The sequence below is a fragment of the Halioglobus sp. D3-4 genome (genome assembly GCF_055809315.1).
Genome location: NZ_CM147907.1, coordinates 4790758 through 4808317, shown reverse-complemented (window position 1 = coordinate 4808317; position 17560 = coordinate 4790758). Strand labels below are relative to the sequence as shown.

The 17560-nt window shown below is 58.1% G+C and carries 17 protein-coding genes; 5 read left to right on the top strand and 12 right to left on the bottom strand.

The window, feature by feature from the left end:
* Positions 1-8: 8 nt before the first annotated feature.
* Entirely contained in the window at positions 9-2636 is a 2628-nt protein-coding gene (locus tag AC0L6S_RS21220; protein WP_473426103.1) for a B12-binding domain-containing radical SAM protein, read from the bottom strand.
* 184 nt (positions 2637-2820) lie between these two features.
* Positions 2821-4062 carry an MFS transporter gene (locus tag AC0L6S_RS21215; RefSeq protein ID WP_473426102.1) on the bottom strand — a complete coding sequence of 414 codons (1242 nt, stop codon included), beginning with the start codon at positions 4060-4062 and terminating at the stop codon, positions 2821-2823.
* Positions 4063-4291: 229 nt separating this feature from the next.
* On the opposite strand from AC0L6S_RS21215, the gene AC0L6S_RS21210 reads away from it, so the two are divergent.
* Together AC0L6S_RS21210 and AC0L6S_RS21205 are read left to right on the top strand one after the other, a co-directional pair.
* Positions 4292-4549 (top strand): hypothetical protein, encoded by a 258-nt coding sequence (locus AC0L6S_RS21210; RefSeq protein ID WP_473426101.1) that lies wholly within the window; start codon positions 4292-4294, stop codon positions 4547-4549.
* A 160-nt stretch (positions 4550-4709) separates the two neighbouring features.
* A complete protein-coding gene (locus tag AC0L6S_RS21205) occupies positions 4710-8561 on the top strand; it encodes an NAD(P)-dependent oxidoreductase (RefSeq protein WP_473426100.1) in 3852 nt (1283 codons plus the stop codon).
* 179 nt (positions 8562-8740) lie between these two features.
* Here the strand turns inward: AC0L6S_RS21205 and AC0L6S_RS21200 are convergent, their stop codons facing one another.
* Positions 8741-8980 carry a hypothetical protein gene (locus AC0L6S_RS21200; RefSeq protein ID WP_473426099.1) on the bottom strand — a complete coding sequence of 80 codons (240 nt, stop codon included), beginning with the start codon at positions 8978-8980 and terminating at the stop codon, positions 8741-8743.
* Between the two features lie 288 nt (positions 8981-9268).
* Here AC0L6S_RS21200 and AC0L6S_RS21195 point away from each other — a divergent pair, with 288 nt between their 5' ends.
* A complete protein-coding gene (locus tag AC0L6S_RS21195) occupies positions 9269-10240 on the top strand; it encodes a YbgA family protein (protein WP_473426098.1) in 972 nt (323 codons plus the stop codon).
* Here AC0L6S_RS21195 and AC0L6S_RS21190 read toward each other — a convergent pair.
* On the bottom strand, positions 10204-11127 hold the full coding sequence (locus tag AC0L6S_RS21190; RefSeq protein ID WP_473426097.1) for a TIGR01777 family oxidoreductase: 924 nt from the start codon (positions 11125-11127) through the stop codon (positions 10204-10206). The two genes, AC0L6S_RS21195 and AC0L6S_RS21190, sit on opposite strands and share 37 nt — an antisense overlap.
* Before the next feature lie 95 nt (positions 11128-11222).
* Between AC0L6S_RS21190 and AC0L6S_RS21185 the strand changes: the two genes are divergently transcribed.
* Positions 11223-12056 (top strand): NAD-dependent protein deacetylase, encoded by an 834-nt coding sequence (locus AC0L6S_RS21185; protein ID WP_473426096.1) that lies wholly within the window; start codon positions 11223-11225, stop codon positions 12054-12056.
* A gap of 1 nt (position 12057) precedes the next feature.
* On the opposite strand, the gene AC0L6S_RS21180 is transcribed toward AC0L6S_RS21185, so the two are convergent.
* The gene (locus tag AC0L6S_RS21180; protein WP_473426095.1) at positions 12058-12510 is read right to left on the bottom strand and encodes a pyridoxamine 5'-phosphate oxidase family protein; all 453 of its coding nucleotides are present in this window, start codon (positions 12508-12510) and stop codon (positions 12058-12060) included.
* 32 nt (positions 12511-12542) lie between these two features.
* Positions 12543-13247 carry a hypothetical protein gene (locus AC0L6S_RS21175; protein WP_473426094.1) on the bottom strand — a complete coding sequence of 235 codons (705 nt, stop codon included), beginning with the start codon at positions 13245-13247 and terminating at the stop codon, positions 12543-12545.
* A 234-nt stretch (positions 13248-13481) separates the two neighbouring features.
* Between AC0L6S_RS21175 and AC0L6S_RS21170 the strand changes: the two genes are divergently transcribed.
* Positions 13482-14018, top strand: a complete 537-nt coding sequence (locus AC0L6S_RS21170) for a DUF3833 domain-containing protein (RefSeq protein ID WP_473426093.1) — start codon at positions 13482-13484, stop codon at positions 14016-14018.
* Between the two features lie 268 nt (positions 14019-14286).
* On the opposite strand, the gene AC0L6S_RS21165 is transcribed toward AC0L6S_RS21170, so the two are convergent.
* From AC0L6S_RS21165 to AC0L6S_RS21140, 6 genes are all read right to left on the bottom strand, one after another.
* Positions 14287-14826, bottom strand: a complete 540-nt coding sequence (locus tag AC0L6S_RS21165) for a DUF2452 domain-containing protein (protein ID WP_473426092.1) — start codon at positions 14824-14826, stop codon at positions 14287-14289.
* Positions 14827-14969: 143 nt separating this feature from the next.
* Positions 14970-15203 (bottom strand): YgaP family membrane protein, encoded by a 234-nt coding sequence (locus AC0L6S_RS21160; RefSeq protein ID WP_473426091.1) that lies wholly within the window; start codon positions 15201-15203, stop codon positions 14970-14972.
* A gap of 89 nt (positions 15204-15292) precedes the next feature.
* Positions 15293-15772 (bottom strand): nitroreductase/quinone reductase family protein, encoded by a 480-nt coding sequence (locus tag AC0L6S_RS21155; RefSeq protein ID WP_473426090.1) that lies wholly within the window; start codon positions 15770-15772, stop codon positions 15293-15295.
* Between the two features lie 195 nt (positions 15773-15967).
* Positions 15968-16774, bottom strand: a complete 807-nt coding sequence (locus AC0L6S_RS21150; RefSeq protein WP_473426089.1) for an SDR family NAD(P)-dependent oxidoreductase — start codon at positions 16772-16774, stop codon at positions 15968-15970.
* Between the two features lie 53 nt (positions 16775-16827).
* Positions 16828-17043 (bottom strand): DUF1653 domain-containing protein, encoded by a 216-nt coding sequence (locus tag AC0L6S_RS21145; RefSeq protein ID WP_473426088.1) that lies wholly within the window; start codon positions 17041-17043, stop codon positions 16828-16830.
* Positions 17040-17507, bottom strand: coding sequence for a nitroreductase/quinone reductase family protein (locus tag AC0L6S_RS21140; RefSeq protein ID WP_473426087.1), 468 nt, complete (start codon positions 17505-17507; stop codon positions 17040-17042). Before AC0L6S_RS21140 ends, AC0L6S_RS21145 begins: the two co-directional genes overlap by 4 nt.
* Positions 17508-17560: the final 53 nt, after the last annotated feature.

Sequence of the window (17560 nt, the reverse complement as noted above, 5' to 3'; positions counted from 1 at the left end):
AGACTGCCCTATGCGACGTGAATGATATCCTCTGACAAGCCCGAGGCCACGTGATGCATATCCACCCTGGCCCGCGCGATACCGGAATCCATGTCCCAGTTGCCTCCACCGGAGCTAATTTCGATGTCGCAGCCCAGCAGTTTTGTCACAGAGCCGTTTACATCGTCGACCTCGAGGCAGCCCGGTCCAAAGCTGGACAGTGGGGGCACGATGGACTGCCAGTCTTTCCAGTGCCCGTCACCTTTCACCGCGAGCATCTGCGCGTGCCAGGCCACCACGTCGTGCGGCAATTCCACCACATGAGGAAAGACCCTGCCGTGCGCCGGCAACAGCGCATGCTGGGCAGCCAGAACCGCCTCCAACGCACTGTCGTCCTGCACGCCGCACTCCCGGATCATAAAACGGCGCAACTCCTCAAAAGCCAGCGCCCAGCTATACGCCGGCGCCATCAAATCGTGACCGTAGTTCACCAGAGTATTGAGTATCGGCCAGACGCGCTCCCTGCCACCGGGGCCGGCTTTCGCCAGGAGCAGGCGATAAAACTCCATCTCGGTCATACCGACCTGTTGCCGGACAAAGCGGGAACACACGCGCATCACTCCAAAGGTATCGAGCACGAGATAGATATTCTTGAGCGCTATCATCTGCGCCAGATCATCCCGGGTATAGGTTCTCGTGGATACCAGCACCGGCATCTTCCCCGGCCCGAGCTCAGTACCGGTTTTGATCTGGTGCTCCTCCCGGTAGTCGGGGCTGTTCATCGGGCTGTTGACCAACATGGTGGTGTGGTTGACGCGCGCCGGTATCTCCCTATCTATGCACTGTTGCAGGTCTTCAATAAAACTCTCCAGAGTGGCTCCGGGCAGCCCCATCATCAACTCAACCGACAATTGCAGATTCGAGTTGCGCATTTCGTTGGCTAGCGCATCGTACTTGGCCACTTTGATATTGGAGCGATTTATCACATTGAGGGTACTGTCATCCATTGTCTGCAGCGACAGCACACCCTGTGCCAGAATACCGGCATCGGCCAGTACCTTGATGATCTTCTGCAGGTATTTGGTGGAGTTTTTTGCATAGCTGCCGCCGAACGTCTGCGGGAAGCCTGTTTTACTCTTCAGTTCGGCAACCCACTCTGCGATCGCAACATCGCGCTCAAAAATACCGAAGTTGGCATCACACTGGGACACTGACACAACCTTCATGTCAGAGCACCACTCCAGTTCACCAAAGACCCTATCCAGATCAAACTTCCGAATTTTACTGGTGGTGGCACTGCCCCAGTCGCAAAATGTACAGCCGTAGGGACAGCCCCGGTTTGTCTCCAGCGTGGCATGCATCTGCGGCACACCGCGGAAGGCCTCGAACAGCCCTGTCAAATACGGTGACGGTATCGTATCGAGGTCTGCGATTCGCTCTCGGTCGGGGTTACGGATAATTTCGCCACGGTGCCGGTAGGTAATCCCGGGAACATCCACCAGCACCGATAAATCGGGATTCTCCTGCCCGATGACGCTACGCAGTTTGTCCAGGGTATCGGCGCAAGTGGCCTCACCTTCACCGCGGATAATGATATCGACATGCGGGAACTTGGCGAAGTAATCCTCTGCGTCCTGCGCATACTTGGGTGTATCCGGCCCGCCGTGAATGGTAACGCTATCCGGGCTGAGCCTTTTAACCGTCTCCGATACGGCAATGCTGTTACCGTGTGTCCAGAGATAGTTTGAAAACAGGTAGATGGCGGGTTTGGCGGTAAAACCTGCTGTGCGCTCCTCGTCCCATATCCAGTCGAGACGAAAATCGTAAAACTCATCCAGGCAGCCCCCGTTATAGGCCTTACTGTAGGCCATAACCAGACCCAGCGCTGCTGGCACGGCATCGCCAAAGGATACCGGGATCACTTTGGTTCTATACACACCTGTGCGCTGCTGACGCAGGGCTTCCTTCTCATCCAGCTCCGCCGCCTGGCGGGCAATGTTCGCTTTTAGAGTCTGGCGGTAACCCCGGGCCTCTTTTGTACTCACGGCTGTCGGCTCCGCTATCGACAACAGATCGGCCGTGTACAACTGCGCCAGCAATTTGACTAGCCTATCTTTGTCCAGCGCATGACCCTTGAGCAGGGCGCGTTGGCTTTCGAGGCCATCAGAGAACGCAGCCGGCCTGGCAAATTCGCCCACAGCCAACAATTCAGCGGCCGAAAAACCCAGCAACAGGTGGCCATCGTGATCAACCAACTGAAATTTGCCTTCGCCAATTCTGAGCGTTTGTGGCAGTTTCAATGCGATCAGCCCCGTCTCAAAATCAGGAATGTCGGCACTGGCTGGCGTTTTGGGTGGGCGTAATTTGGCTAGCGGGATACCGCGCTCCCGGCGTCGCACACGTCCGCGCCGGATGAGAGAGGCAATAAACTGTTCGGTGAGCGCCTTGGGCACCCCTGTTTTCGTGGCGACGGTAGCGGCCACCTCTGCTGCATCGGTATAGTTGCCGTACTGCAACTCAAACAGCGCCACCAACTCGTGGAATTGCAGCTTGTACACAGCGGCACCGTAGGGACTGTGCAGATGCACCCCCTCTTCCCCTAGCTTCACAATACACTTGGTCGTCGGCGTTAACGGCAGATCTGCATTCTTATCCATTATCGTTACTCAAAGCTCTAATAGGTTCAATCCGGTGCAAACCAACCGGTTGGCTTCCCTTCTCTTATCATACGCTCCGAAATAATCAAGTTTATACAACTGCACAGCCGATTTTAGTCTCATTTTTCGGCAACTTACGACTCAGTCCACAAATAGCCACGTCAAGTGGTGCCCAGTTTCGCAATTAGCGCAGCATCTCCTGAATACGCGGCGACGTCCACAGCAGGTAAAGCAGCGCCACACCGACCACCGAACTGGCTATGACAATATAGAAAGGTGCGCGGATATCGATCCCCATGAGATCACCGCCAAGCAGCGACATAAGTCCCGCGACAAGGGTAAAAGCCGCGGTCGTGATGCCCATAATCCAGCCCTGCTCATCGTCGCTGACACTGGCGGCGAACAGACCGAGAAATGTTGGATAGCCAACACCAAAAATGAAATAGAATGTGAATACGGGCAAGAAGCACAGGATTGCAAGCGGCGATGCAATAAACGCCACAGTGGACAGGCCCCAGACAATGAAGGTGGCGGCAAGAATCGATTGTTTGCCCACCCGCGCCTGTACCGGTACAACGAGAAAGGTACTGGATATAGCAAGGGCCACACCGATAGTCAGCATCACCATGCTGCCACCGAAGGTTCCATAGCCAAAGCGACTGGTCAGGTAGTTCTCTGCAAAGATGTAAAAAGTGACATTCGATATATGGAAAACAATCAGCACCGCGGTGAGCCGCATGACCACCGGATAAGACTTTATGCGCCACAACAGCTCAAAAATCTCAGTGGGCCGGAATGTAAATGGCTGTTTCTCACGGTCGATATCGTTGAAAAACAGCACAATCAATAGTATTCCGACAATCACCAGTCCCAGCGCGGCAATAAAGGGCAGTGCCAGGCTGGCACTCGCGCCGATAATCGCGGGGTCAGACAATAAGCCGCCGAGCAGTGGGCCGCCGACCAGGCCGAAACTGATACCGGTAATGATGTAACCCATATTGCGAGCACGATCTTCGTCATCGACACTGACATCAATCATGGCGGCCTGCGCAATCGGCTGGTTGCCCGCGGTGAACCCGGTGATGGCGCGGCCCAGGATGAGCATCCAGAGGCTGCTGTAATAGACCGCCGCAATCGTCACCGCGTAACCGGCCAGCGCGCCAAACAGGCAAATAAGAATAGCGTTCTTGCGGCCTATCACATCGGACAATTTTGAAATATAAGGAGCACCCAGAAACCACATCAGGAAAAACACCCCAATAACCAGCCCATAGTTCAGATGGCGCACGCTGTCCGATGCTGTGTGCGGTAAAAACGTGGATGCAGGGTCCATAATCAGCGCATTCACGATGGGAAACACCAGCCCCTGTCCAAGCAAGTCGACAAAAACTATGAACAAAAGGGCGAATTTGGCGGGAGCTGACATAGGACCTCGCGTTTCTTATTATCAGTTATCTGTGCTAAGCATACCTGTTACCGAGCACCGCTTCACCCCGACGCGATACAGAGAACCAGACTGGCCTTGCCAGTTGGGCCAGTGCTACAGTGACGGTTACCGTATAATATCGCCACTCAAACCGCAGGCGGAGTTTAAGCACCGACGAGCAGAACGCGATGGTCTGCGGACAAATATTGTTGAAAAGGAGTACTTATAAATGAATATCGTTACATTGGGCACATTCATCGGCGCGCTCACATTGGGCCTGCCCGCTATCGCGCAGGATTTGGGTAAACTGGCAGAGGCTGTCGATACCCAGAAAGCTGCCGACGCGGTTGATACCCAGAAAATGACTGAGGCCGTCAGTGGCGGCGATATCGACTACAAAAAAGCCGTGGACTCTGTCGATAAAACCAAGGCAGCAGAGGCGGTGGATATGGACAAGGTGAAAGCGGCCATCACCGCACCCAAGTAGGGATCAATACAGCGGCCATCACAACGTCCGTGCACAACACCAACAAGTTCCCCTACCGATATTGCACAGCCATCACCGCTCCCGCCAGGGAGTCTGAAGATGACTGGCCAGCAGGTGGTCATATTGCCGTCCATGGCGGGTACTCACCGGGATTCAACTGATGGACAAAGCGTGGTTTTTGGGGATAGATATGGGCGGCAGTGGCGCGCGCTGCGTGCTGGTAAACCATGCATCCGGCGTGCTGATCAGTGCCCAGAGACGCTGGCGGTTTGCCGCTGCGCCCGGCACGTCGGGTACCGGTTACGATATCGATTTGGCCACGGTGTGGGACATTGTCGGCCTGACCTGCCGCGAGGTACTGCACAAAGCAAAGCTAGATCCCTCTGATGTGGCCGCCTTGGCTATTTCCGCAATGCGTTTCAGTACCGTGGTGCTCGACGCTGACGGTGAGATCCTCCTCGCGGTCGACAACCGGGATGCGCGCGCGGTCGCCGAGTATTTCGACATTGTGGAAAAAGTGGGTGAGGACGCACTGCAGGCTACAGGCTCATGGCCCCTGCCCCTGCACGCTTCCGCGCGCCTGCTGTGGCTGAAGGCACAACATCCCGAACGTTTCAAACGCGTCGATACCGTATTCGGGCTGGGCGAGTGGCTGAACTTCAAGCTTAGCGGCGTGCGCACAATCGATGCGACGCAGGCCAGCGCAACCGGCCTGTTTCAGCTTGAGGGCAGGGAATGGTGCTGGCCCCTCATTGAGAAACTGGGCCTGCCTCGCCATGTGTTTCCCCCCGTAACAGTTGCCGGCAGCGCGGTCGGAGCGCTTACGGACGCCGCTGCCGCACATCTGGGATTAGCCGCTGGCACCACCGTCGCCATGGGCGGCGCGGATACCCAGTGCAGCTTGTTGGGGGGTGGTGTCATAGCCCCTGGCGAGGTGGCCGCTGTCGCCGGTACCACGGCACCGGTACAGCTTATACTGCCACAACCGACCTTTGATGTGACGGGAAAAACCCTGGCCACGTACCATATCGTACCCGGGCGCTGGGTGCTGGAAAGCAGCGGCGGCAGCATGGGCTACTCACTCAGCCTGATGGCCAGAATGCTGTATCCCGAAGCGCCTGAACCGGAATTGCGATTGTTTGCCGAGGCCGCTGAATCAGAGCCCGGTGCAGCCGGCATGCTATCCACCTTCGGCGCTGAAGTCATGAATATGCGTGCGCCATCCATGCCACTGGGGCAACTGACACTGAGCCATATGGCCGGAGGCGAAGATACCTTACCGCGCCGGCACCTGGCGCGCGCAGTCGTGGAGGGCTGCGCCTGCGGTATTCGCGCCAACATCGAACAATTGCGCACAGTGCTCGCCCGCAATCCGAACAACACCCTGGCCGACACCATCACGCTCTGCGGTGGGATATCACGCAGCACTGTCTTCAGCCAGCTGGTCGCAAACATCAGCGCTCGCCCGCTACTGGTGCCACCGTCTCACCAGACTTCCGCGTTGGGTGCGGCCATCTGCGCGGCAGTTGCCAGCGGTGCCTTTGTCGACTTTGACAGTGCCTGTGAGGGCCTGAACGGCCCGCGTCAGCGCTTCGAGCCGCAGCGCGAACACACAGCGGAAAACGCGCAACTGTATGCCTGTTGGTCGCAATTTCGCGAACGGGCAGAGACCGCTACCGCGCCCCCCGCTATCGACCACCTGTTGCCGCGCGTGATGAAAGAGCCGGCAGCAGCCAGCACAACCGACAATCCAGCCGCGTCCGGCTTACGGGCACTGGTTTCGGCTGCATTTGATACCGAATCACTCACCACTCTGCGCGCCCATATGGCGGTGGAGTATGCGAGTTTTCGCGAGGTAAAACGCCTTCTCACCGGGCCGGATCTGGTTGCGGCATTGCAAGGTGTGCAGGTATTTGTCACTGAGGTCGATGTGGTCGATGCCAACGCGCTGCGCCAATTGCCCGAGTTACGCGTGGTTGCCGCCTGTCGCGGCGATGCAGTGAATGTCGATGTGCCGGCCTGTACCGCATTTGGCATTCCGGTACTGTTTGCACCGGGACGCAATGCGACGGCGGTCGCCGACCTCACCGTCGCGTTTATGCTCAACCTGGCCCGCAAACTGCCCGCCGCCGCTCAGTTCCTGCAGCAGACGGATTCCACCGCTGGCAATATGGGCAAGATGGGACAGGCTTTTAACCAACTACAGGGCCGGGAACTGTGGCGCAAAACTGTCGGGCTGGTGGGACTGGGGGCGGTCGGGCGCGCGGTCGCGCAGCGACTGGCCGGTTTCGAGGTGGAAATACTGGTAGCCGACCCGTTTGCCACCCCGGAACAGGCTGCCCTGGCAGGTTGTCGTCTCACCGATCTCGACACACTGTTACAGCACAGCGACTTTGTCAGCTTACACGCCGCGGTCACGCCTGAGACCGTCGGCATGATGGGGGCGGCGGAATTCGGCAGAATGAAACCCGGCGCGTTTTTCATCAATACCGCGCGCGCCGCGCTGATCGAGGAACAGGCGCTGGTCGATGCCCTGCAGAGCGGCCAGCTGGGCGGCGCGGCGCTCGATACCTTCGCTGTGGAGCCACCGGGCTTCGACCACCCGCTGGTACAGCACCCGGCGGTGATTACCACACCCCACTCTGCCGGGAATACCGTAGAGGTGGCAGACCATCAGGGCGAAAGTGTGACGGCGGGCCTGCTGCAGCTGCTGCGCGGCGAGGTACCGCACAATGTACTCAATCCAGAGGTGCTCGCCACATTCGACTGGCGGGGGGACAAACCCCATCCCGCCGAGGACGAGCTGGCCAGACTGTGCAGCCAAAGCGGCCCCGCTGTCAGCGACCTACAGCGCGATGCCAAACCTGCCACAAGTGCACTCCCCCCCCAGGGCGCTGCGCCAGTGGCAATCACCCTGTCAACGGTGCCCAAAGCAGCCGTCGACAGGATGTCGACCATACTGGAAAAATTTTGCGCCGCCATGGCAGCCGATACTGCCCTCAACACGTTCAGTGCAGATCAGGACGTCACACTGCAGTTTAGCGCCCACGATCTGGGCCTGGAATTTCACCTCGGCCTATTGCAGGGGCGTGTGATCAGTGCGATGGGACCGGCGCCGCGCACAGCGGAAGTTCAATTGCAGATGCGCGGCGAGATTCTCGATGGCATGTTCAATGGCACCGTGGACGCTATGGAGTGCGCAATGAACGGCGAGCTCTCCTTCATCGGAGATGCAGCCAAGGCCATGACGATACAGCACATTCAGCCGGATATGGAACGCCTCTACCGCGTGGCGAGAGAGGCAGTGGGCGACCCCGGCGACCTCAGTGGCCAGACCTCAGCCGGGGCTGTTACCTCACAGGCACAGGCCGATGGGAGCGACGATATCCGCAGCGAACTGGTTGCGATTATGGAGGAGCTCTATGCATCGCAGGTGATCACGGCCACCGGTGGCAATATCAGCGTCCGGGTGCCGGGTGCCGATAGCGAGGTATGGATTACGCCCAGCCGCCTGTTCAAAGGTGATTTGCGCCCGGAGCTGATGGTTCGCATCAACCTCAGCGGGGAGAGCCTCATTGCCGGCGCGCGCTCGCCCTCCAGCGAATGGTGCATGCACACGCGCATTCTGCAACGAAAGCCCCAGGCCAATGCTGTGATTCACGCCCATGCACCCAACGCGACGATTCTGGCCAACTGCGGCCTGCCCTTTCTGCCGATATCGACAGAAGCTGCATTCTTCGGAAACATCCCGCGCGTCCCCTTCCTCATGCCGGGCACACCGGAGCTGGCCGATGAGGTTGCAGAGGCCATGAGTGATGAGTGGGCTGTACTGATGGTAAACCACGGCATCATTGTCGCAGGGCGCAACCTGCGCCGGGCAGCCGATATGGTTGAGATCATAGAGCGCTCGGCCGAAGTCATACTGGGTTGTTACGCCGTGGGCAAGGAGCCCCCGGTACTGCCACCGGATGCCGTGAGCTACTTTAGAAAAATGGGTGACATCGTTGCATGACGCGATTTTTCCGCAATCGAAAGAAAAGGCCTATTTCACACACTGCAAGCAGCGCCCTTTACTGTGAAGCACCAGAGTCCGGCGCCGGGCCATTCCGGCAACAACCGCTCGCATTGAGCGCACGGCTCCCCGGCGAGTATCGCTACCCGCTGCGGCCTCGCTGCATTCGTCAGCGGTGCCTAGCTGAGCAGATCCCCCCCTGCGTTCTTCTGCCATCCTGACTGTTTGCGGGCCTGCAGGATTATTTCACGCACTATCATCAAAAAGATGAGTAGTGAGGGCAGTAGAAAAAACAACAGAAGAAAGAACACTGCAAACTCTATCAATACAGAAAACATACGCTCGCCTCTTTCACCGATGAGGGTCTGTATCACGTGGTGGCTGTTTCGGGTAAAACTGACTGCGCCCGACGTCGCCACGTGAGCCCTCTATTTTTTGCTCCCTGCGCCGCGGCCGGTTCCCGCGTTGGTGAGGCAACCGACTGTTCGGCACCAGAGCTGTTTCAACTCCCTTCCCGACATCCTTGTCACTGCCAATAGTATGCCAAACGAGCAATCGACACAGCTGCACACTACCGTACATATTACCGGTAACCGCACTGGCATCTGCGCAGCACCACATTCGAATTAGAGTTGCAGGAAAGGAGTTCATAGAGTTGCCGTGTGCACGCCGGAGCTGTAACGTAGCGGGGACGAGAGGGGTTCAGCATGATCGACAGCGATGACAAGGCACCACCAAAACCCCTGTTGGGGATTGGCTCCTGCCTCGCCGGAAACGCGGTACGCTACAACGGCGAAACCAAAAAGCCCAACGAGTTTGTGCGCAGCATCAGCGAGCACTTCGACACCCGGGCCTTTTGCCCGGAAATGGGCATCGGTCTGGGCGTGCCACGGCCACCTATCCGGCTGGTAGGCAGCGAGAGCGACGTGCGCATTGTCGATGTAAAAACGCATACGCACGATTACACCGATGCCATCCGCGGCTATGCGCGACAGGTGTTGCAGCAGGCCCCATCCCTGTGCGGGTACATTCTGGTCAAGGGCAGCCCCAGCTGCGGGTACGGGCGCGTCAAACGCTACTCGCAGGAAGGTCAACACCTCGCCTCCGACCAGAACGGAATTTTTGCCGACGCACTTGCAGAGGCCGACCCACTGCTGCCACTGGAAGACGATGGCCGCCTCAATGACCCGGGCCTGCGAGAGAGTTTCGTGACCCGTGCCTGCGCCTATCACGACTGGAAGCTACTGCTTGACCAGGGCCTCACCGCGCACCGTCTGATCGCGTTTTACACCCGCTACAAGTACCTGGTGATGGCCCATCACGTGCCGAGCTACAAAACGCTGGGGCCGCTGGTGGCCAACGCCAGCCAACTGCCGCTGCAAGAGCTGGCGGCGCAATTTATCCACGCGTTGATGGCCGCGCTCAGCCATCGCGCCACACGGCGCAGCCACAGCAATGTCCTGTTTCATCTCGCCGGCTACCTGAAGCGCACGATCACCACCCCACAGAGACAGCGCCTGGCGGCATTGATCGAGGATTATCGCACCGGGGAGGTGCCGCTCGTAGTGCCCGTCACCCTGCTCAAGCATCACTTCTCTGACAACCCCAACGCCTATATCGACGGACAGGTGTTCCTCGACCCCTATCCCGACGCACTGCGTGTGCGCAATGTGGTTTGACCTTTGTGGATAGCCGCGAGGGCGGATTCAATCGTAGGGTAGGTAAACTCGAAACCAGCCGCCTGCAGGCGCGCGGGCACGACGCGCTGCCCGTTGAGCAGCAGTTCCTGCGCCATCTCGCCAACCAATAGCCGTATCACAGGAGCCGGCACAGCAGCGCGCACCAGAGTGCGGTAGTGACACTGCAGTGCTGCGGCAAAGTCGCGACTGGTGGTCGGCGCCGGGCTGGTTATATTGACGGGCCCCTGCAAATCCTCCCGCTCGAGCAGGAACAACATTGCGCGGACGACATCGCTGCGATGCACCCAACTCAGCCATTGCTCGCCGGAACCCAGCCAGCTGGCAACCCCGAATTTGAAGGACTTCGACATCTCCGGCAGCGCCCCCCCGCCCTGCTCCAGCACCACACCGAGCCGCAGCAGACAAACCCGCACACCCAGTGCTTGTGCCTGCAGCGCCAGCGCCTCCCAGTCACTGCACAGTGACTGCGCGAAACCGGGCTCCGCCGGCGAGGACTCTGTCAGGACGTCATTGCCGTGATGCCCGTAATAGCCGACGGCACTGGCACTTAAAAGCACTGCAGGGCGGTACTCAAGACGGCGCAACAAAGCCAGCAAGTGGCGGGTTACCTCGAGGCGACTGGCCACCAGCTCACGTTTGTACTCCGCGCTCCAGCGCTTGGCGGCGAGGGAGGCGCCAGCCAGGTTGATCACCGCGTCGAGTCTGGTGCGCTGGGCTACATCGTCGAGTGATTGCACATAGCGACAGCGCGGTCGGTCGGTACAGGCACTGCGGCTGAGAATAATCAGGTTGTGGCCAGCGGCCAGTAGGGTCTGCGTCAGCGCCGCACCAATAAACCCTGTACCACCAGTAAGCAGAATCTGCATAACCACCTCGTGATTGGTTTACCTAATATACGCGCAACACGCTTAATAGATCACTCTGTACATCCATCCGCTGCTCTGGCCCGTATACTTATACCGTGAACACGCTACAGCAGGACATCGATAGACTGACAAAGTTTATTGTCGACCACCCCCGCCTGGTCGTACTGACGGGGGCCGGTATCAGTGCGTCCTCGGGTATTCCGACCTACCGCGACCAACACGGCAACTGGCAACACCGCAGCCCTATTCAGGAGCAGGCATTTCTGACTGAGGAGCAGACAAGGCGGCGCTACTGGGCGCGCTCCTGGTATGGCTGGCCGCTTCTACGCGACGCCAAGCCCAATGCGGCGCACCACGCGCTGGCAGTCATGGAAGCGCAGGGCCGCATCGATCTGCTTATCACGCAGAATGTAGACAGCCTCCACCAACGCGCGGGCAGTCGCAATGTACTCGACCTGCACGGTGCCGTCGGCCGCGTCCGCTGCCTTGGCTGCGCAGCAGTACACTGCAGAGAAAACATTCAGCAGCAACTGGCCGCCGACAATGCCTGGCCCGACAGCACAGATCACCAGCCGCGACCCGATGGCGATATGGAGATACCCGAAGCGACAGTGGCACAACTGGTGTTACCGCTGTGCCCTTTGTGCGGCGCCGACCTGAAACCGGATGTGGTGTTTTTTGGCGGTACGGTACCCCGCGCGACGGTCGCTGCCTGTCACGCGGCACTGTCGCGCTCGGACGCATTGTTGGCCATCGGCAGTTCGTTAATGGTTTTCTCAGGATTCCGCTTTTGTCGGCGGGCGGTTGAAATGGGCAAGCCTGTAGTGCTTATCAACCCCGGTATCACACGGGCGGACCACCTTGCCAGTTTCAAGCTCCCCGCTTTGGCAGGCCCGCTGCTCTCCGGTGCGGTCGATCTCCTCGCGTAGACTATTGCTCCACAGCCATGCGATCCCTGTAGTCCCAGCTGAACAACCGCAGGGGCTCGATTGTAATCAGCACCTCATCGTCAGAGCGCGACAGCAACCATTCGCCCAGCTTGGATTGTGTGCCACCGAGATACCGTTTTAGCATTTGCGCCAGTACCTCGCCATCAACATCCGGCTCAAGTCGAGCGATGCCCTGCCCGCGTACACCGTAATAGGGCGGCTCGTTCGGCGCCAGCTCAAACCCGACCCGGTCACAGCGTTCGAGCAGACTGACCAGTTTGGAAGAACGGTGCGACACGCAGCGCAACCGCTCACCGTCATAGCCGTACCACACAGAGACGACACGCGGAAAACCGTCTTCAGCCACACAGGCCAGCCGCAGTGGGAACTGGCTGCTGGTAAGGAAGCGGTCCACCTCGTCTCTCTTCCAGGGCCCTTTCAGCGTGATCGGCATCGGCTCCTCTCTCCTCGGGGAAACTTTGATATCTAGGACCTGACGCACTGTAGGCCACCTAAGTCATGGTATCTGTAGTGAATATCCACCGCCAGACCTGAACCCGATCCATCGCCAATATTGGAAACGCCGCGAAACCTTGCCAACCGCTTCGCACTGGCATCGTATCCCAGTTCAATATGCTCCGCGACCATGCGCAGCAACCAATTGTCCGGCTCCAAGCGGAAACAATGATCGGTTTTCGTGTCATAGCTGCAGCGAGCCGTCTCGATGCTCAGCTCTACCAGTGCTTCGCTGGCCGGCACGGGAAACTGAAAACGCCTGACCTCACCGGCGATCAGGCTGTCCCAATTATCCTTCACAAAGGCATCGAACCCGGCATCGACAACAACCGGGTATGCGCCGCCGGGCCGCAAGGTAGCGACGTCCGGCTCGCCGTCACCCTCTGTAGAGGTCAATATCACCTTGCCCTGCTCCAGCTGCACTGAAACAGAGTCGTTGGACCTCACGTTGTGCTGCTCAAACGAGGGGGTCCACGGGCCCGCCTGATAGTCCAGTGACTTGAACGCGATTAGCTGCGCTTGAGGGTTGCGATAGCTGACCTCACGAATCTGGGCATCCGGGCTGACGCAATGGACTTCACTGTACAGCAGCCTGTTACTGCGTTGATCGAAAGCTTCGCCTAAAGTTTGGGCAAAGAGAGCGTCCGCGTGCGCGTTGTGCGTCAGACCGAGCAAAACCCACGCCAGGGCAGCCCACAAGCTGCCAACAGGCCAGCGTATTATCGCCGCGCGATGCATCGGAGAAACGCCACTAAAGGGCCGCGCGGGTCGCTTTGTCTGATTTGAATCCATGAGACGATATACGTCGAAAAATCGTAACTGGATTGCTCCCGCGCGAGTATTTCAACACGCAAATGATCGGAACATCCCCGGTGTGCGTATCCACTTTACACACCATGGAGAATGACAATGACTCGCACACTATTAGCCCTAACACTGCTGACACTTCTGGCCGCCTGCACCCCAGTAAAGGTCACCGATTACGCTGATTCGCGGCCACTGCTGGACATCGAACAATTCTTTGCTGGAGAGCTGACAGCCCACGGCATCGTCAAGGATCGCGGCGGTAAAGTGATTCGCACTTTCAACGCAGATATTTCCGCGCACTGGGTTGATGGCGTGGGCACACTGGTAGAAGATTTTATCTTTGACGACGGTGAAACACAGCAGCGCATCTGGACGCTGACACCTGATGGTCTGGGCCAATACACCGGCACAGCGGGTGATGTTGTTGGCGAAGCCGAGTTGCACCTGTCGGGTAACAGCCTTTTTCTGGACTATGTACTGCGGCTGGACTACCGTGGCACTCAGGTCGATGTACGTGTCGATGACAGAATGTATCTGATATCGCCCGATGTCCTGATCAACGAGTCGAGCATGTCCAAATTTGGCTGGCGTGTTGGCAATCTGGTGTTGGTCATCATCAAATCCCAGACACCACTGTGATTGTTGGCTTTGTTCTCGATTGAGCTCCTCTCAACCACGCTGCCCTGGGCCGCCCTGCGCTGTCTGAATTCCGCCACGACCCCTTCCAGTCGCCTGGACTGGACTCATCCCAACTCGTCTGTTCTGTCCTGCTCTCGACTCCGCTCGTCCTACCTGGACCGTTCTTTTCTACGCAGACCGGACTCGCTCTCCGTTCTTCTCGCCTTGCTGACTTGCTCTCTTCTCTTCCGGGTTTTTATCGTTTTCATGTGCCGCCCCGTTTCGTTCCTCAGGCAGGCGCTTTTTCATCACTGGTCAACAGCCAGTCGCGCATTTTCCGCAATCGGGCCTGCAGGTCGTTGCCAACAGCGGGAAGCGATCGTTGCACGGATGCCGCCAGCGCAGTGGCCAGCAGCCTCTGATAATACGGAAGTTCTTGCACGTAGAAGGGCAGGTGCTCAGCAATGATCTGTTGTTCGGACAGCGCATCGACAAAACTGCGTACATGTTCCTGCGCTCTTCCCTGCGCCACCGCGCCCACCTCATGCCCCGGGATCGGTTCGATCTCCCATGTCATGTCGCTCCTCAGCCGGCACAGGCCCAGACAGGATCCGGGCTCACGCTCTCCCCACTCATCAGGTGCTATCAGTGACATCGTCCAACCCCCCTCTCTGGCGTACAGATAATAGCCTTTCCCTATGACGGGTTTAAACTGAAACCTGGCACCCAACACAAGAGATGAAATGCAGTAGTCTCGCAGCAGCACGTCCGGCCCTTTCACCGCTACAATACTCGGCTGCATGGTCGCCCAGTCCCTCAGAACGGGCACGACGCCCTTCCCCTGGGGATTGGGTTTTTTGACGTATCTACTTGTAGAGGTTACTGTTTTTGCGTTCGACACGCTCTCTCCCACAGGCACTGCGGCGCTGCTCTGCAACGCCACCTCCGCTTGTTAGATCCCTCCTTACAATCCTAGCAGATCGTGGTGGAAGGCGTCCCTTTACGCGACTCGCTGGTATCTATGTCCAGCAGGTACCAGACGTAGCAGCGCGAGAAGATACCATTGAGAATAAGGGCAAGCGATACGAAGGTCACAAACCATTCAACCACATTCATTGCAGGCTGCGACAAAGCCCAGACTGCGAATGCGACGCCCATCAAAAACCGTACTACGCGCTCAATGTTACCCAGATTACGTTCTATCATCACTTTTTCTCCCAGAGTCGATATGACTGTCTGGTGATATATACGATGCGAGCTTCCGTCTGGATCACTCTGGCGGCTACAATAGCCTTTTAACGTCGCTGCCCGGTCGGCGTGAGGATTGCAAATGTCCAGCCCGACGGTGCGTATCGCGCGATCACTTTAGCCAGTCTATCCAACCCCGGAGACAATTCAGCTGACGTTGCAGTAGCTACACCGTCTGCAATGACGATAGCGCGTGACTCGCGCCGACAACCCCCAAGGTAAAAGCTTGAGTCAGGCCTTTTTCGCAAGTTTTTGACCCAAAATGACCGATTGCCGCGCGCAGTACTGATTAAACGGTGCTGCCCGAGTCGAATGCTCCACAGGGGTGTCCTGCGGCGCGCACCACTTTTGAACCCCACTGTCTCCAGCACAATCAGGCTGGCCGGCGTCAACGTTGGTGAACCGATACCCAAGCGCACCGCTGGCTCCACCACCGCATTGAGACTGCGAAAGACGGCTTGCTCAAACCGGCTAAAGGCTTTATTTCGGCGGCCCGCGCCGGGGCGCGTGTTAGCTGTATCTTTCATGATGACTCTCCTGATTATGATGTACTGCGGACATCGTCGGATCATGCGGCGCAATACCTCGCCACTAACACTACGTCAGTGAGAGCCAGACAGATCAATCCGGGCGGGAAAAAACCTCATACTATAGGCGGCATTGCTTGGACACAGACGCGGCCGGTAACACGCCAGCCAATGCCCTGGATCAACGCATTGTCCTCAGCGGGACTTTCCCATTGACTGCTGCATGCCGTACCCGGCCATCGCAATTGCCAACTTTCGCGGCAACCAACGCAATACGCCGATGAGTAACCGATTGCGCAGGGCAGGAGTGAAATGTGGTCGCGCTCCCAGTTGCGCGAGCGCCTGTTGGGCGACAGCGGAGGGACTCATCAAACCGACCAGTTTATCCCGGCTAACACCCTGCTTGAGGGGCGCCTCGGTATCGGTGGCACCGGGCGCCAGCAACAGCACATCGACCCCACTGCTCTTCACCTCATACCAAAGCGCCTGCACCAGACTGTGCAGAAAAGCTTTTGACGCGGCATAACCGGCCGACCAGGGAAAGACTGCATCGCCCTCGATAGAGCCGGTAAAAATAACGCCACCGCGGCCTTTGGCAACCATTGCGGGCAGCAGGGCATGCGCAAGGCGAGCCGGCGCCAGGCTGTTGGCGCGATACATCGCCTCCAGCGCCTCCAGTTCAGTGGCCAGATAGGCGCCTTTTAACACGCCATAACCTGCATTGCTGATCACCAGCCCTACGTCCATGGCCAGCACCTGCGTGATCAGGGAGTCTACTTTCGCCAGATCGCACAGATCGCAGACAATGCAGGTGACACTCACCCCGTGTTCCCGCTCCAGCTTATCTTTCAGCGACTGCAGCAGCACTTCTCGGCGAGCCGTTAGCACGAGGTCAAATCCCTTCGCTGCCAGTTGACAGGCGAACTGCTCACCGATGCCCGACGACGCGCCGGTCACCAGCGCAGTAGAGCCGTAGCGCTGTGTCCACTTGGTTGATGTCATTGCGCAGCCTCTGACTCAGGTTGGAAATCGGAGCGCAACCGCTCCGCACCGGCTCACTCGATGCAGACAAAACGGGGCTGTGTCACACCGTCACGTTCCACAGTTTCCACAAACATTGATAACGGTCGGACCCACAGCCCGCCGTCACCGTAAAGCGGGGTGTACACGACCATCTGCTCGCGCGTCTCGGAATGCGTAGCCATACCGTGCACCTCGTACTCACCGCCCTTGAAGTGCCGGTAGCGCCCGGGTTTTAGCGTTGCTGTCATACTGGTGTGAAAATCAATACTGGGATGCTGCGCACGCCCTCGGTACGCGCCCTGTAATCTTTATAGTCGGGGTACATCTCCTCCAGCTTCGGCCACAGCTCCGCCTCTTCCTCAGCGTTGGCCTCACGCATGCGGTAGGTCTTTTTCTGGTTGCCTATCTGTATGTCGGAGGTCTCTGCGGCCACCACATTGTGGTACCAGATAGGGAGTTTCGACATGCCGCCCTTGGAAGCCGTCATTACCACCTCGTCACCGTGCTTCAGAAACAGCAGTGGCACCTTGCGCACAAGGCCGGACTTGCGCCCAACCGTCGTCAGGATGGCTACCGGCCCACCCAGAAAGGTGTTCCACAAGCGGCCTCCTGTCAGTTCATAAACCGTAGTTTGCCAGCGTCCGACTTTGCTGATCACCCAGCTACCAAACTTTTCCTGTTTCGGGGTATAGCGTTGAACGTCTTGCGTCATGATTACGATCCTGGAAAATAGAGAAAGGGATATAGACGCTGGTATATACCAGA

Bases quoted from the DNA above. Each gene is read 5' to 3' on its own strand.
- AC0L6S_RS21170 (WP_473426093.1), top strand. From the start codon at position 13,482: ATGACTCGCACACTATTAGCCCTAACACTGCTGACACTTCTGGCCGCC.
- AC0L6S_RS21160 (WP_473426091.1), bottom strand. From the start codon at position 15,203: ATGATAGAACGTAATCTGGGTAACATTGAGCGCGTAGTACGGTTTTTG.
- AC0L6S_RS21220 (WP_473426103.1), bottom strand. From the start codon at position 2,636: ATGGATAAGAATGCAGATCTGCCGTTAACGCCGACGACCAAGTGTATT.
- AC0L6S_RS21150 (WP_473426089.1), bottom strand. From the start codon at position 16,774: ATGACATCAACCAAGTGGACACAGCGCTACGGCTCTACTGCGCTGGTG.
- AC0L6S_RS21215 (WP_473426102.1), bottom strand. From the start codon at position 4,062: ATGTCAGCTCCCGCCAAATTCGCCCTTTTGTTCATAGTTTTTGTCGAC.
- AC0L6S_RS21140 (WP_473426087.1), bottom strand. From the start codon at position 17,507: ATGACGCAAGACGTTCAACGCTATACCCCGAAACAGGAAAAGTTTGGT.
- AC0L6S_RS21190 (WP_473426097.1), bottom strand. From the start codon at position 11,127: ATGCAGATTCTGCTTACTGGTGGTACAGGGTTTATTGGTGCGGCGCTG.
- AC0L6S_RS21195 (WP_473426098.1), top strand. From the start codon at position 9,269: ATGATCGACAGCGATGACAAGGCACCACCAAAACCCCTGTTGGGGATT.
- AC0L6S_RS21145 (WP_473426088.1), bottom strand. From the start codon at position 17,043: ATGACAGCAACGCTAAAACCCGGGCGCTACCGGCACTTCAAGGGCGGT.
- AC0L6S_RS21180 (WP_473426095.1), bottom strand. From the start codon at position 12,510: ATGCCGATCACGCTGAAAGGGCCCTGGAAGAGAGACGAGGTGGACCGC.
- AC0L6S_RS21155 (WP_473426090.1), bottom strand. From the start codon at position 15,772: ATGAAAGATACAGCTAACACGCGCCCCGGCGCGGGCCGCCGAAATAAA.
- AC0L6S_RS21205 (WP_473426100.1), top strand. From the start codon at position 4,710: ATGGACAAAGCGTGGTTTTTGGGGATAGATATGGGCGGCAGTGGCGCG.
- AC0L6S_RS21210 (WP_473426101.1), top strand. From the start codon at position 4,292: ATGAATATCGTTACATTGGGCACATTCATCGGCGCGCTCACATTGGGC.